We start from the raw sequence: 12,104 nt of genomic DNA on the forward strand, positions 1-12,104 counted from the left end.
TTGGCGAATAGCCGCCGAAAAGCCTGAAATAATTCAAAAACATCATATTATTAGGCGGCTTGTTTTTGTATTTGGACGTTTTTGCCTGTCGAAGGTTTCAGTCAACCTTAGGCATTTAACTGGAGATTTAGCCATGAAATACCTCATTAGATTTTTTTCCGCATTTTTTTTGGCCTTGACCTTATTGACTGCTTCAGGCTGCGCATCAACGCCCAAAGAGTCAGGAACAGGAGAATATATTGACGACAGCGTTATTACCACAAAAGTCAAGGCTGCCTTGGCGGGCGACCCTAGCGTCAGCGCTGCCGAAGTCAACGTCGAAACATTCAAGGGCGTGGTTCAATTGAGCGGCTTTGTCAGCTCTCGCGCGGAGATGAATAGAGCGGTAGAGGTTGCACGCGGCGTTCAAGGTGTGAAATCAATCAAAAACGACATGCGGCTCAAGTAAGTGAGGATCGATATGGAGAGCATAGACACAGCATCTGAATTCGCGCATGAGACTATTGACAAGATAGCCGATGCAGCAAAAGAAACGTTTGGCGAAAAGGGAGAGCGGCTGAGTGATGCCGAACAGAAAATGATCAATGATCTGCGCGAGTTTATTCACGACAATCCGATCACATCGGTGGGTATCGCAGTAGCGACAGGATTTATTCTGAGCCGATTGCTGGTCAATCGTTAAGGGGTGTCATCATGGACCATAATGCGGTAAATAGTGAGACGCTTAAACAAACGGCAACAGACAGCAATCCTGAAAAAAGTGCCAGCATACTGGAAAATGCCCTGGTGCTATGGCAGGAGCTATATGGATTCAGCCATGATTGCTTCCACCTGATAGCGCTGGAGGCGCGGCGAGCGGGCAAGAACCTGGTGTATATGCTCATCGCCGGGTTGATCGCTGCCGTCCTGCTGATCGGCTCGTGGTTGGGAGTCGTAGCTGCTGCCGTACTTTGGCTGATTGAGCATGACGTCACAGCAAGCAGCGCCATACTGCTTGCCGTAGCGCTTACTTTACTGCTCACGCTGATCCTTGTAGTCGTAATCCACCGTAAGAGCCGTTATCTGCAATTCCCCGCTACTGTTCGCAGTCTTCAGCCGATGCCATCCTCACAGCATCATAATAAAGAGGAGTCTTGAGATGCCGCACCTTTTAAACAAAAATCACTCCGCGCTCCTGGAGGATCAAATCGAAGATGCCCAATGGCAAGTGGTGAAACATCACCAAGCGGTCGATTACCGAACGAGTGTTTTAGTCCGAAACATATACCGGCAACTGACCGATCCGTCGTCTTTACTGCTGGCGGGCGGGATAGGTTTTATTATCGGCGAACTCACTAAGCGCCGGCCTTCCAGTTCTCGTGGCACTGCCGATAAGGCCCACGGCACCCGTACCGAGACCACTAGCCCGTTGAAAGTGGCTTTAAACCTACTAACTTCGGCGCAGACGTTATACACGGCCTTACCTTTGGCATGGTTAGTGAAGTCCCGCCGCCAGCCGGGTACGTCAACTCAAGCGGCCAAAACGAAATCCCATGCTGTGCCAACTTCCACAGCCACTTTGAATCGCCGAAAATATAACCGCCGTAAGCCATTATCGTAGCAAGAGACCTTTTCCTTAATTTGCTGGGAGTATAGGCAGGAGCATCTCGCCCGGAATGAGTTTACTTTGAGTCCTGATTTCCAGCCCCAGAGATTCGTGTTCTTGCTTTTTGCGCGGTTAATGCATCGCACTGGTTTGAGATACGCATAAAGAATGGCGGACTATGTGTCCGCCATTCTTTACTGCTATCGGCTGATGGTCACTTATTCTGCGGCTTTTAGATGTGTTACAGCCTCGTCGGCAGCTTTCTTCGCCATGTCGGCATGCCCTTGCTTGCCATGAGTAATGGCATTATCCAGGCTTGTAATACCGGCATCTAAATGTTCATCCGCGGTTTTCGCATGGGTTTTGGCTTTCTCGGCATGTTCGACAACAGCGCTTGCATCGTCGGCTTTGGCGGCCTCCTTCGCATGTTTAAGGGCTTGATCTAGATGGTCGTCATCACCCGCATAGGCACCCAACGAGCCCAAGGTTAAAACAATACCTGCGCATAAACCGGTGAGTTTCATATTAGTAATTTTCATAGTCATCCTCTGTGCAAAAAATTTAAGAATACCTCATACGCCATGCTGCGCGGACCTGACTTTTCTGACCGGCCTACAAAACCCAGCTGCGTAGTTTAGTGCTTTCTAATCTCCTCCTTAACATCCTCTTTAACATCTCCATAACCTGCTTGGCCTTTGCCCACGTTCTTTTGGACTTTACCTTTTACCTCCAATTCCTCGTTATCCGTTATCTTACCGGCGGTTTCTTTGACTTTACCTTTGGCTTGCTCGACTCGGCCTTTAACTTGATCTTTGTTCATGACTGTCTCCAAATAATTAACAAACCATGGCTACAACGCCATGATTAAAGCGGGGAATAGTTTTTCCCAGCGCATATAAATAAAATATACTCAATGCTGCATTTAGTCAGTGCGGTAGCGAACATAAAAGATCAGCTCACTGCTTCATGCGCAGACAGACATAGATTTTCTCTGGGTGGCATTCCATATTAGCGAATGCAGTTGATTAATACGCCGGACCATTAATGGGATGGCATCTTTAATGTTCTTGATGGGTGTGTCGAGACCTAATCCATGACTCTTTATTTCGTGATTACGCTTTTTTTTGCTCGCTGTTTGGTCTTTTTGGAATGGGCGGTGCGGCTCTTTTTCTTGGCGGATTTGGTCACAATCTTGACCTGGGCTGTGCCGTCCGTTTTCATATCAAGTTTATTAGCCGCTGCGCTGGAAAGATCGATAACTCGATTTTCGGCATAAGGTCCACGGTCATTAATCCTAACCTCGACTTTCTTGTCATTCTCGAGATTGGTCACCTCGGCTTTAGTTCCCATCGGTAAACTTGGATGAGCGGCCGTCATCTCTTGCTGGTTAAAGGCTTCGCCGCTGGAAGTCTCCTTGCCATGAAATCCCGGTCCATACCATGAGGCTTCGCCAACCTCCTTATGAACGGGTGCAGTAGCTGCGCTTTCTTTTTGCTGCTGCGCTTGTTTGGCTTGTTCGTTTGAATGTTCAGAGTTGCAGCCAAGAAGAGCCAAGGCGCAGATCACAGTTACTGGCAACACGCCTAATAGTTGTTTGCGCAGACATAAGGTGACGCTGGGCGGTATCGTGACATTCCAAGCCCCGTGGTCTGGAGTGTAAATCAATCGGCATTTCACGTCTTTGGGTGAGGATTCGCAGTGCTGAACTGTCTGATATAGCATTGTTTTTGCTCCTGCCGGGAAAACTCAGTCCGTAAGAATGTTCAGTTACCGATAATCAATATAGCATTCGGCTCAGCCGGATATTTATGCCTGGCAAATAACGCTTGCAGGATAATTTGCAAAATATCCCTTTCCGGTTCCCAAACTATCAGTCAGAGCGGCATGACTGTTGGCTATATTTTTGCCGCAGTGCTCTGTTGGCGAATGTTCGCTACTAAAATTAAGCTACGCCGAATCCACGGAAAGGTCTGTACGTTGGCGCACTGTACGCCGAACTGCATCGAGATTAATTTACGAAGTGCGATAGCGCATAAACAGTGAATTTACTAGCTTTAACATATACCATCACGCAGAATTGGTCACAGAAAAGGCTACGTTTGTCCTGAAAAAAACCACCAAGGAGTTGCGAAACAAAAATCTATAGGTATAATACCCAGCTCGAAGTTGAATAGCTTCAGGCGCGTAGCTCAGTTGGTTAGAGCACCACCTTGACATGGTGGGGGTCGGTGGTTCGAGTCCACTCGTGCCTACCAAACATTTAAAGCACTGCACCGCAGTGCTTTTTTTATTGTAGACACCGAACAAAGGTAAAACATGCCGGTAATTACCCTTCCCGATGGTTCAAAGCGAGAATACGACCAAGCTGTGACAGTGATGGACGTTGCACAGTCTATCGGTTCGGGATTAGCCAAGGCAACCTTGGCGGGCAAAGTTAACGGCACTCTGGTCGATGCCAGCGCCTTAATCGATCAGGACGCAACACTGCAACTGATTACCGCAAAAGATGAAGACGGCATCAGCGTCATTCGTCACTCAACCGCGCATCTCCTGGCTCAGGCCGTCAAACAATTATTCCCCTCAGCACAAGTGACCATCGGGCCGGTTATTGAAAACGGCTTTTTTTACGATTTCTCCTATGAAAGACCTTTTACGCCGGAAGACTTGAGCGCAATTGAAAAAAAGATGGAGCAACTGACTGCTGAAGATTACCCCGTTCATCGCTCTGTGATGTCACGGGATGAGGCGGTCAAGTTCTTCAAGAATCTGGGCGAAGCGTATAAAGCCGAGATTATCGAATCTATCCCCGCGAACGAAGACCTATCCTTATATGAACAAGGCGGCTTTACTGACCTGTGCCGCGGCCCTCATGTACCTAGCACCGGCAAGTTAAAAGTCTTTAAGCTGATGAAGATTGCCGGAGCCTATTGGCGCGGGAATTCCGACAATGAAATGCTGCAACGTATTTACGGTACAGCATGGGGCGACAAAAAAGACTTGCAGGCTTATCTGCACCGCTTGGAAGAAGCGGAAAAGCGCGATCACCGTAAGCTGGCAAAAACACTGGATTTATTCCATTCCCAGGAAGAAGCTCCCGGCATGGTGTTCTGGCATGAAAAAGGCTGGGTCATCTATCAACAGGTTGAGCAATACATTCGCGAGAAATTAAGAGTCAACGGTTACGGCGAGGTTAGAACGCCGCAAGTCGTGGATCGTTCGCTATGGGAAAAGTCCGGGCACTGGGAAAAGTTCAGCGCCATGATGTTTACCACGCATTCCGAGAACAAGGATTACGCGATAAAGCCGATGAACTGCCCTTGCCATGTGCAAATTTATAACCAAGGCCTTAAAAGCTACCGCGACTTACCTATCCGCCTGGCGGAGTTCGGCTCATGCCATCGCAACGAACCTTCCGGCACCCTGCATGGCTTGATGCGCGTCAGAAACTTTGTTCAGGACGATGCGCATATCTTCTGTACCGAAGACCAGATCCAAGACGAAGTATCGATCTTTATCGACCTGCTGTTCGATGTTTATAAAGATTTCGGCTTTGAAGAAGTTATCATTAAATTGTCCACCCGCCCTGAAAACCGGGTCGGTGACGATTCGGTTTGGGATAAGGCGGAAAACGCCCTGGAACTTGCTCTTAATACCAAAGGATTGAAATGGGATTTGCAACCCGGCGAAGGCGCTTTTTACGGGCCAAAAATTGAATTTTCGTTAAAAGACTGCATCGGACGTGTCTGGCAATGCGGCACCATTCAAGTGGATTTCTCGATGCCGGGCCGCCTGGATGCAACTTATATTGCCGAAGACGGATCACGGCAAGTGCCGGTCATGCTGCACAGAGCAATACTGGGTTCATTGGAACGCTTTATCGGTATCTTGATTGAACAGCATGCAGGAACTTTCCCGCTCTGGCTGTCACCGGTACAGGTTGTGGTTCTTAATATTACTGATCGACATGCCGAATATGCCTCGCAAATCATGCTAGACCTTGAAAAACAAGGCATAAGAGTAAAAATAGACTTGAGAAATGAGAAGATCGGGTTTAAAATTCGCGAGCATTCTATGCAGCGCGTGCCGTATCTTGTCATCATCGGTGATAAAGAATTAGAACAACAAAGCATTACGGTACGTACGCAGAAAGGTGATGACTTAGGTAGCCTGTCAGTCCATGAATTTACCGAACGGTTAAAACAAGAGATCGCAGGCAGACAATGAATAATTTTGGAGGATTAGGATATCGCTGCTAAAAAAGATGAAACGCGCCTGAACGACTCAATCACCGCCAGACGGGTGCGGGTGACAGGTCCTGAAGGTGAAGCGTTAGGTATTATCTCGTTAGATGAAGCCAAACAAATTGCGTATGCCGCAGACCTGGATTTAGTAGAAATATCGCCAAACGCGGATCCTCCGGTTTGCAAGGTGATGAACTACGGCAAATACCAGTTTGAGCAAAACAAAAAACTGGCCATCGCCAAAAAGAAACAAAAACAGGTTCAGGTCAAAGAGATCAAATTCAGACCTGGCACCGACGAAGGGGATTATCAAGTTAAACTGAGAAGCTTAACCAAATTCCTTAATGACGGCGATAAAACCAAAATTACCCTGCGTTACCGTGGACGTGAAATGGCTCACCGGGAAATCGGTGTTGACCTGTTAAAACGGATAGAAACGGATTTGGAAGACATGGCAATCGTCGAGCAATTTCCTAAAATGGAAGGCCGCCAGATGGTTATGGTGATGGCGCCGAAAAAGAAAAAATAATTGCCTAAACGATTGCAACAAGAATCATAGAGACATTGTATTTCAGTGTCTTTACAGCGACTTAGGATGAGCAGCTAGGTATCATGAAAATGATGCTGTTAATTCTTCAGGGCCATGCATTTTGCCTTGCTGGGTTACAACTCAGGGATTTATATTTTAATTAATTGGAGCAAACAAATGCCAAAGATCAAAACTAACCGTGGAGCTGCCAAGCGTTTCAGACGCACAGGCAACGGCGGTTTTAAATGTGGTCAGTCCCACAAACGTCATATCCTGACTAAAAAATCGACTAAGAGAAAAAGACAGTTACGCTCGCCGGCAACTATTCACCCATCAGATGTGCGCATGGCCGCACGCATGATGCCTTACAGCTAAATCAAGGAGTAGATCATGCCTAGAGTTAAACGCGGCGTAACAGCCAGAGCAAGACACAAAAAAGTATTAAAGCTAGCAAAAGGTTACTACGGCGCACGAAGCCGGGTTTATCGCGTTGCCAAGCAAGCGGTCATCAAAGCGGGTCAATATGCATACCGTGACCGCAAACAGAAAAAACGCCAATTCCGCGCGTTGTGGATCGTCCGTATCAATGCAGCCGCTCGGTTAAGCGGAATGTCATACAGTCGTTTCATCAATGGCTTAACTAAAGCCAATGTTAAGATAGACCGGAAGGTACTGGCTGATATCGCAGTTCGTGACATTAACGCATTTGCGGAAATTGCGAACATTGCAAAGCAGCATCAAAGTAAACCTTAAGGAACGATCTGGATTTTAATAAACTGAAATCCTGCTATTCCCCCCTCCCCTTTCCGGGAGGGGCGGAATTAAGGCTCTAAGCCTACCCCCTTAATAAGCATCCCATCACCCATACAAAGCGAGCTAAACCGTGTCCGCTACCCTAGAAGAGATTCTCGCGCAGGCATTACAGCAGCTTCGCGACGCAACAGACCTTAACCAACTCGATCTGGTTCGTGTTCAATATCTCGGCAAAAAGGGTTTATTTACCCTGCAGATGAAAGAACTTGGCGCGCTCGATCCTGAGCAAAGACGCGCTGCCGGGCAAGTTATCAATCAGGCTAAAGATCAATTTCAAGAGCAACTTGAAACCAAAAAAGATCTACTGCAAAACGCCGCATTAGAAGCAAGGCTAGCCAGCGAAGGGATTGACGTTACCCTGCCGGGCAGAGGCCAAGCAGTTGCAGGCTTGCATCCGGTGACTACTACATTGCGACGAATCTCCAAGATTTTTGCCAGCGTTGGCTTTCAAGTCGTTGAAGGACCTGAAATCGAAGACGATTATCATAATTTCGAGGCATTGAATATTCCCGCTCATCACCCGGCCAGGGCGATGCACGACACGTTTTATTTCGATGTCCACACCGTATTAAGAACCCACACTTCGCCGGTACAAATCCGGGTCATGGAATCGGAAAAACCGCCGCTGAAAGTAATTGCGCCTGGCCGAGTGTATCGTTGCGACTCAGACATTACCCATACACCAATGTTCCATCAAGTCGAAGGCTTTCTGGTCGATACCGACGTCAGCTTCGCCGACTTAAAAGGCGTGGTTTACGAATTTTTGCGCGCGTTTTTTGAAAAAGACATCCAGGTGCGCTTTAGACCATCCTACTTTCCATTCACTGAACCATCGGCAGAAGTCGATATTGAATGCGTGATGTGCGGCGGCGAAGGCTGCCGCGTATGCAGCCACACAGGATGGCTGGAAGTAATGGGCTGCGGCATGATTCATCCTGAAGTATTCAAGGCAGTCAACATCGACAGCGATACCTATAGCGGCTTTGCATTCGGCATGGGCGTGGAGCGTCTGGCGATGTTACGTTACGGCATTAACGATTTGAGATTGTTTTTTGAGAACGATCTTAAGTTTTTGGAACAATTTAATTAAACAGGTGTCGCGACTGCTCCCGGCAGACCCAGCGGCATACACCCCATCCCTGTAGATAAAGTTTGAGTTATGCAAATTAGTGAAGCCTGGTTAAGAGAATATGTCAATCCGGCAATAAGCACCGAACAACTGGTCGAGCAATTGACCATGGCCGGCCTTGAGGTCGATTCGGTAGCACCCGCAGCGGCGGTATTCAGCGGCGTGGTCGTCGGTGAAGTCGTCGCCATGGAGCAACACCCGGATGCCGACCGCCTGAGAGTTTGTCAAGTCGCGGTAGGCGAAGCGGAACCATTGCAAATTGTCTGCGGCGCGAGCAACGTCAGGGTTGGTTTAAGAATTCCCGCGGCGTTGATCGGCGCAGTATTACCGGGCGATTTCAAGATCAAAAAATCCAAACTCCGCGGCGTGGAATCTTTTGGCATGTTGTGCTCTGAAAAAGAGCTGGGCTTGGCCGCCGATGCCAACGGCTTAATGGAACTGGCTGTCGATGCGCCGGTAGGCGTTGATATACGCGAATATCTGTCACTTAACGACAATATCATCGAAGTCGACTTAACTCCTAACAGAGCAGACTGCCTCAGTGTTGAAGGCATAGCCCGCGAAGTAGCCGTACTGAATAAAATGGACTGGTCGGCCACTCAGGTTGAAAAATCCGCAGTCAGCCATACTAACACCCTGACCGTCTCTGTAGCCGCTACAGACGCTTGCCCGCGTTATTTAGGCCGATTGATTCAAGGCGTAAACCCTAAAGCCGAAACCCCGTTATGGATGCAGGAGCGCCTGCGTCGCTCGGGCGTAAGAAGCTTGAGTGCAATAGTCGATGTTACCAATTACGTCCTGATCGAGCTAGGTCAACCGCTACATGCCTTTGATGCCGCCAAATTAACCGGCAACATTCATGTGCGTTATGCCCGAATCAATGAAAGCGTTAGCTTGTTAAACGGCCAGACCATTAAATTGGATAATGAAACATTGGTTATCGCCGACGATAAACAAGCGTTGGCCTTGGCCGGCGTAATGGGCGGCAGCGAATCCGCAGTCAGCGACGAAACTCAGGATGTGTTTTTGGAATGCGCGTTTTTCACTCCACGAAGCATTGCCGGCAAAGCGCGGAACTACGGCCTGCACACCGATTCATCGCACCGCTTTGAACGCGGCGTTGACCCGACCTTGCAGGAACGCGCGATAGAGCGCGCCACCCAATTGATTATCGATATGGCCGGCGGCAGCGTCGGCGCAATTATTGAGGTGACAACTGCGTCAACCTTGCCGCAACGCACAGCCGTATTGCTTAGAAAACAGCGCCTGGAAAAAACGCTAGGGATTGCACTGGCGGATGACCAAGTTGTCGATATTTTCCAACGCCTCGGCATGACCGTACAAACACAACAGGATAGTTGGTCTGTGACGCCGCCGGGATGCCGTTTCGATATTGCTATTGAAGCCGACTTGATTGAAGAAATAGCACGCATTGTCGGCTATAACAACCTGCCGAACAGCAGCCTGCTAATGCGCTCGGAACTTGGCAAAGCTACCGAAGCCGTGCTGGAACTTGACCGCGCAAAAGATTTGCTGGTCGACCGTGGCTATCAGGAAGCGATTACCTACAGTTTTGTCGATGAAGAAATACAGCAAGCCATCGCCCCTGACGATGACGTTGTCCGCTTAAAAAACCCGATTTCTGCGGATTTATCGGTGATGCGCACTACCTTGTGGTGCGGTTTATTAAAGGCTGCCTTGCACAACACCAATCGCCAGCAAAACAGAGTTCGTTTTTTTGAAACCGGCCTGCGCTTTGTTAATAAAGACGGCAACATGCAGCAGCAAAAGATGCTGTCCGGCCTTGCATTAGGTAGCGCTTATTCCGAACAATGGGGCGCCACATCGCGCAAAGTGGACTTCTTCGACATTAAAGCCGATGTACAAGCCCTGTTTTCATTGACCGGTTCCGATGTGCAATTTTTTCCGGCCAAGCATCCTGCACTGCATCCCGGGCAAACAGCTGAAATTTTATCGCAGCAAGGCGAAAACATAGGCTGGCTGGGCATGTTGCATCCAACATTGGAAAAACAGCTAGGGTTCGATACCCAGGTTTTTCTGTTCGAACTGGATCAGGACTTGCTGCTGAACAAGCAAATCCCAAAATTCAAGCCGCTATCCAAGTACCCGTCAGTACGTCGCGATATGGCCTTAATTGTTAAGGAAGAAGTCGCCGTCAGCGAAATAATAAATTGCATTAAAAGTTGTGGAATAGCAACCTTACAAGACATAGTGGTCTTTGACATATATCGCGGCAAAGGTGTCGAAGAAGGCAGTAAAAGCATCGCTTTAAGCTTAATATTACAAGATTTTTCACAAACACTAACAGATTCTGAAATAGATGCTATATTTAGCGGGCTATTAGAAACATTGACCACAAAAATAAGTGCAAAGCTGAGGGATTAACAATGGCATTAACTAAAGCCGATTTTGCCGAAAGGCTATTTGACGAGCTTGGCTTAAACAAGCGCGAAGCAAAAGATATGGTCGAAATGTTTTTTGAAGAAATCAAAGGTTCTCTGGAACATGGTGAGCAGGTAAAGATTTCCGGTTTTGGCAAATTTGAACTGCGCGACAAAAGCAGCCGTCCCGGCAGAAATCCAAAAACAGGCGAAGAAATTCCCATAACAGCTCGTAGAGTGGTAACATTCAGATCAGGTCAAAAACTTAAAGCCAGAGTGGAAGCTTATGCTGGAACCGAGTAATAATAATGAGCTGCCGGTCATACCGGCAAAACGCTATTTCACTATAGGTGAAGTCAGCGAATTGTGCGGGGTAAAACCTCATGTGCTCCGTTATTGGGAACAAGAGTTTACCGAGCTTAGCCCGGTAAAAAGACGCGGCAACCGTCGTTATTATCAGCGCCATGACGTGCTGATGATCCGGCAAATAAGATCTTTGTTATATGAACAAGGCTACACCATCGGCGGCGCCAGAGCCCATTTGGGCAGTGACGATGCCAAAGAAGATTCAACTCGCACCAAGCAGTTGATTCATCAAATGGTTAGCGAACTGGAAGAAATTCTGGAGTTGCTAAAGTAGATTTTTCTCATTTAACGCGGTGAAATGTAGTACACTAGCCGCATTGAATTACAGGGGATTGTGTTCACAATCCTTTCAGTTATAAATTCTTTATCAAAATATCGGGGCGTAGCGCAGCTTGGTAGCGCACTTGTCTGGGGGACAAGGGGTCGTAGGTTCAAATCCTATCGTCCCGACCAATTGAATCAAAGACTTACAAAACAACAAGCTTAGAAAAAAGAGAAAATACCGATTTCGGTACAACACTCGGTACAACAATTTTTAGTGCTTACCCAAGTTAAAGCTGCCTATAACCGGGCACAACATTTACCCTAATGTACTTTTTCACCGGTCGGCGCGTACCGCGTCGATAAAATCTCGAAAAGTTTTTTGTTTATCGGCGCCTTGGCGCTCTCTTGGTGCAGCTTTTCGAGAATATCGGCAGTGATTGCTTCACGAATAAATCCCGGTTTTACGCCATCAGACAGCCAAAGCTCGCGCGCTTCCGGCGTTACAAAGACAGCGACCATGCAGCTTTTGTCTTTTGGCCGGTATTCAAGCGCATAAAATTTTTCTGATATTTCGTTGTTTTTTGTCATTTCGTTTACCTCCAATCAAAAAATATTAGCTCCAAGTTTTTTCGCGGCTATCGCACTCAGGGCGCGCGCCGCGCGGAAACTCTAGCTCCTCAGTCCACGAACCGTTTCCTGTTCCGCTCGCTTCGCTCGCTCTGCGATATGTGTTAAAACGTCCTTATCCGTGCTGGCGTTGTTCACAGTGTCGGAG

16 protein-coding genes and 2 tRNA genes are annotated in these 12,104 nt (G+C 47.9%); 14 read left to right on the forward strand and 4 right to left on the reverse strand.

Features of this window, described 5'->3' with window-relative positions; translation table 11 throughout:
- The first annotated feature begins 133 nt into the window (after positions 1 to 133).
- The 4 genes from M0R47_RS01615 to M0R47_RS01630 are packed head-to-tail and all read left to right on the forward strand — an operon-like array spanning position 134 to position 1,600.
- Complete coding sequence (locus M0R47_RS01615; protein WP_292549382.1) at positions 134 to 448, forward strand: BON domain-containing protein; 315 nt, start codon at positions 134 to 136, stop codon at positions 446 to 448.
- A 12-nt stretch (positions 449 to 460) separates the two neighbouring features.
- Positions 461 to 682 (forward strand): DUF883 C-terminal domain-containing protein, encoded by a 222-nt coding sequence (locus tag M0R47_RS01620; protein ID WP_292549386.1) that lies wholly within the window; start codon positions 461 to 463, stop codon positions 680 to 682.
- An 11-nt stretch (positions 683 to 693) separates the two neighbouring features.
- Positions 694 to 1,137, forward strand: coding sequence for a phage holin family protein (locus M0R47_RS01625; protein WP_292549388.1), 444 nt, complete (start codon positions 694 to 696; stop codon positions 1,135 to 1,137).
- Position 1,138: 1 nt separating this feature from the next.
- A complete protein-coding gene (locus M0R47_RS01630) occupies positions 1,139 to 1,600 on the forward strand; it encodes a hypothetical protein (RefSeq protein WP_292549390.1) in 462 nt (153 codons plus the stop codon).
- Between the two features lie 203 nt (positions 1,601 to 1,803).
- On the opposite strand, the gene smbP is transcribed toward M0R47_RS01630, so the two are convergent.
- The 3 genes from smbP to M0R47_RS01645 all read right to left on the reverse strand — a co-directional run bounded on the left by smbP (position 1,804) and on the right by M0R47_RS01645 (position 3,307).
- Complete coding sequence (gene smbP / locus M0R47_RS01635; protein ID WP_292549393.1) at positions 1,804 to 2,124, reverse strand: small metal-binding protein SmbP; 321 nt, start codon at positions 2,122 to 2,124, stop codon at positions 1,804 to 1,806.
- A 95-nt stretch (positions 2,125 to 2,219) separates the two neighbouring features.
- Positions 2,220 to 2,405 carry a CsbD family protein gene (locus M0R47_RS01640; protein ID WP_292549396.1) on the reverse strand — a complete coding sequence of 62 codons (186 nt, stop codon included), beginning with the start codon at positions 2,403 to 2,405 and terminating at the stop codon, positions 2,220 to 2,222.
- A 281-nt stretch (positions 2,406 to 2,686) separates the two neighbouring features.
- Entirely contained in the window at positions 2,687 to 3,307 is a 621-nt protein-coding gene (locus tag M0R47_RS01645; RefSeq protein ID WP_292549399.1) for a septal ring lytic transglycosylase RlpA family protein, read from the reverse strand.
- A gap of 456 nt (positions 3,308 to 3,763) precedes the next feature.
- On the opposite strand from M0R47_RS01645, the gene M0R47_RS01650 reads away from it, so the two are divergent.
- The 10 genes from M0R47_RS01650 to M0R47_RS01695 all read left to right on the forward strand — a co-directional run bounded on the left by M0R47_RS01650 (position 3,764) and on the right by M0R47_RS01695 (position 11,518).
- Positions 3,764 to 3,840 (forward strand) — tRNA-Val (locus tag M0R47_RS01650).
- A gap of 61 nt (positions 3,841 to 3,901) precedes the next feature.
- On the forward strand, positions 3,902 to 5,809 hold the full coding sequence (thrS, locus tag M0R47_RS01655; RefSeq protein ID WP_292549401.1) for a threonine--tRNA ligase: 1,908 nt from the start codon (positions 3,902 to 3,904) through the stop codon (positions 5,807 to 5,809).
- 21 nt (positions 5,810 to 5,830) lie between these two features.
- Positions 5,831 to 6,355: a translation initiation factor IF-3 gene (gene infC / locus M0R47_RS01660; RefSeq protein ID WP_292549723.1), complete on the forward strand. Its 525-nt coding sequence runs from the start codon at positions 5,831 to 5,833 to the stop codon at positions 6,353 to 6,355.
- 177 nt (positions 6,356 to 6,532) lie between these two features.
- On the forward strand, positions 6,533 to 6,730 hold the full coding sequence (gene rpmI / locus M0R47_RS01665; protein WP_292433401.1) for a 50S ribosomal protein L35: 198 nt from the start codon (positions 6,533 to 6,535) through the stop codon (positions 6,728 to 6,730).
- A 15-nt stretch (positions 6,731 to 6,745) separates the two neighbouring features.
- Positions 6,746 to 7,108: a 50S ribosomal protein L20 gene (rplT, locus tag M0R47_RS01670; protein ID WP_292549404.1), complete on the forward strand. Its 363-nt coding sequence runs from the start codon at positions 6,746 to 6,748 to the stop codon at positions 7,106 to 7,108.
- A 130-nt stretch (positions 7,109 to 7,238) separates the two neighbouring features.
- Complete coding sequence (gene pheS / locus M0R47_RS01675) at positions 7,239 to 8,258, forward strand: phenylalanine--tRNA ligase subunit alpha (protein ID WP_292549406.1); 1,020 nt, start codon at positions 7,239 to 7,241, stop codon at positions 8,256 to 8,258.
- 69 nt (positions 8,259 to 8,327) lie between these two features.
- On the forward strand, positions 8,328 to 10,703 hold the full coding sequence (pheT, locus tag M0R47_RS01680; RefSeq protein ID WP_292549409.1) for a phenylalanine--tRNA ligase subunit beta: 2,376 nt from the start codon (positions 8,328 to 8,330) through the stop codon (positions 10,701 to 10,703).
- 2 nt (positions 10,704 to 10,705) lie between these two features.
- Positions 10,706 to 11,002: an integration host factor subunit alpha gene (gene ihfA / locus M0R47_RS01685; protein WP_292549411.1), complete on the forward strand. Its 297-nt coding sequence runs from the start codon at positions 10,706 to 10,708 to the stop codon at positions 11,000 to 11,002.
- Complete coding sequence (locus M0R47_RS01690) at positions 10,986 to 11,339, forward strand: MerR family transcriptional regulator (RefSeq protein WP_104424099.1); 354 nt, start codon at positions 10,986 to 10,988, stop codon at positions 11,337 to 11,339. The genes ihfA and M0R47_RS01690 overlap by 17 nt, the downstream gene beginning before the upstream one ends.
- 102 nt (positions 11,340 to 11,441) lie before the next feature.
- A tRNA-Pro gene (locus tag M0R47_RS01695) sits at positions 11,442 to 11,518 on the forward strand.
- Positions 11,519 to 11,650: 132 nt separating this feature from the next.
- Here the strand turns inward: M0R47_RS01695 and M0R47_RS01700 are convergent.
- Positions 11,651 to 11,917 (reverse strand): hypothetical protein, encoded by a 267-nt coding sequence (locus tag M0R47_RS01700; protein WP_292549414.1) that lies wholly within the window; start codon positions 11,915 to 11,917, stop codon positions 11,651 to 11,653.
- Positions 11,918 to 12,104 lie beyond the last annotated feature (187 nt).

This window comes from Methylobacter sp., from assembly GCF_023227905.1.
GTDB lineage: Bacteria > Pseudomonadota > Gammaproteobacteria > Methylococcales > Methylomonadaceae > Methylobacter_A.

Coding starts and splice junctions, on each gene's coding strand:
- M0R47_RS01615 (WP_292549382.1), top strand. CDS start 134: ATGAAATACCTCATTAGATTTTTTTCCGCATTTTTTTTGGCCTTGACC.
- M0R47_RS01620 (WP_292549386.1), top strand. CDS start 461: ATGGAGAGCATAGACACAGCATCTGAATTCGCGCATGAGACTATTGAC.
- M0R47_RS01625 (WP_292549388.1), top strand. CDS start 694: ATGGACCATAATGCGGTAAATAGTGAGACGCTTAAACAAACGGCAACA.
- M0R47_RS01630 (WP_292549390.1), top strand. CDS start 1,139: ATGCCGCACCTTTTAAACAAAAATCACTCCGCGCTCCTGGAGGATCAA.
- smbP (WP_292549393.1), bottom strand. CDS start 2,124: ATGAAAATTACTAATATGAAACTCACCGGTTTATGCGCAGGTATTGTT.
- M0R47_RS01640 (WP_292549396.1), bottom strand. CDS start 2,405: ATGAACAAAGATCAAGTTAAAGGCCGAGTCGAGCAAGCCAAAGGTAAA.
- M0R47_RS01645 (WP_292549399.1), bottom strand. CDS start 3,307: ATGCTATATCAGACAGTTCAGCACTGCGAATCCTCACCCAAAGACGTG.
- thrS (WP_292549401.1), top strand. CDS start 3,902: ATGCCGGTAATTACCCTTCCCGATGGTTCAAAGCGAGAATACGACCAA.
- rpmI (WP_292433401.1), top strand. CDS start 6,533: ATGCCAAAGATCAAAACTAACCGTGGAGCTGCCAAGCGTTTCAGACGC.
- rplT (WP_292549404.1), top strand. CDS start 6,746: ATGCCTAGAGTTAAACGCGGCGTAACAGCCAGAGCAAGACACAAAAAA.
- pheT (WP_292549409.1), top strand. CDS start 8,328: ATGCAAATTAGTGAAGCCTGGTTAAGAGAATATGTCAATCCGGCAATA.
- ihfA (WP_292549411.1), top strand. CDS start 10,706: ATGGCATTAACTAAAGCCGATTTTGCCGAAAGGCTATTTGACGAGCTT.
- M0R47_RS01690 (WP_104424099.1), top strand. CDS start 10,986: ATGCTGGAACCGAGTAATAATAATGAGCTGCCGGTCATACCGGCAAAA.
- M0R47_RS01700 (WP_292549414.1), bottom strand. CDS start 11,917: ATGACAAAAAACAACGAAATATCAGAAAAATTTTATGCGCTTGAATAC.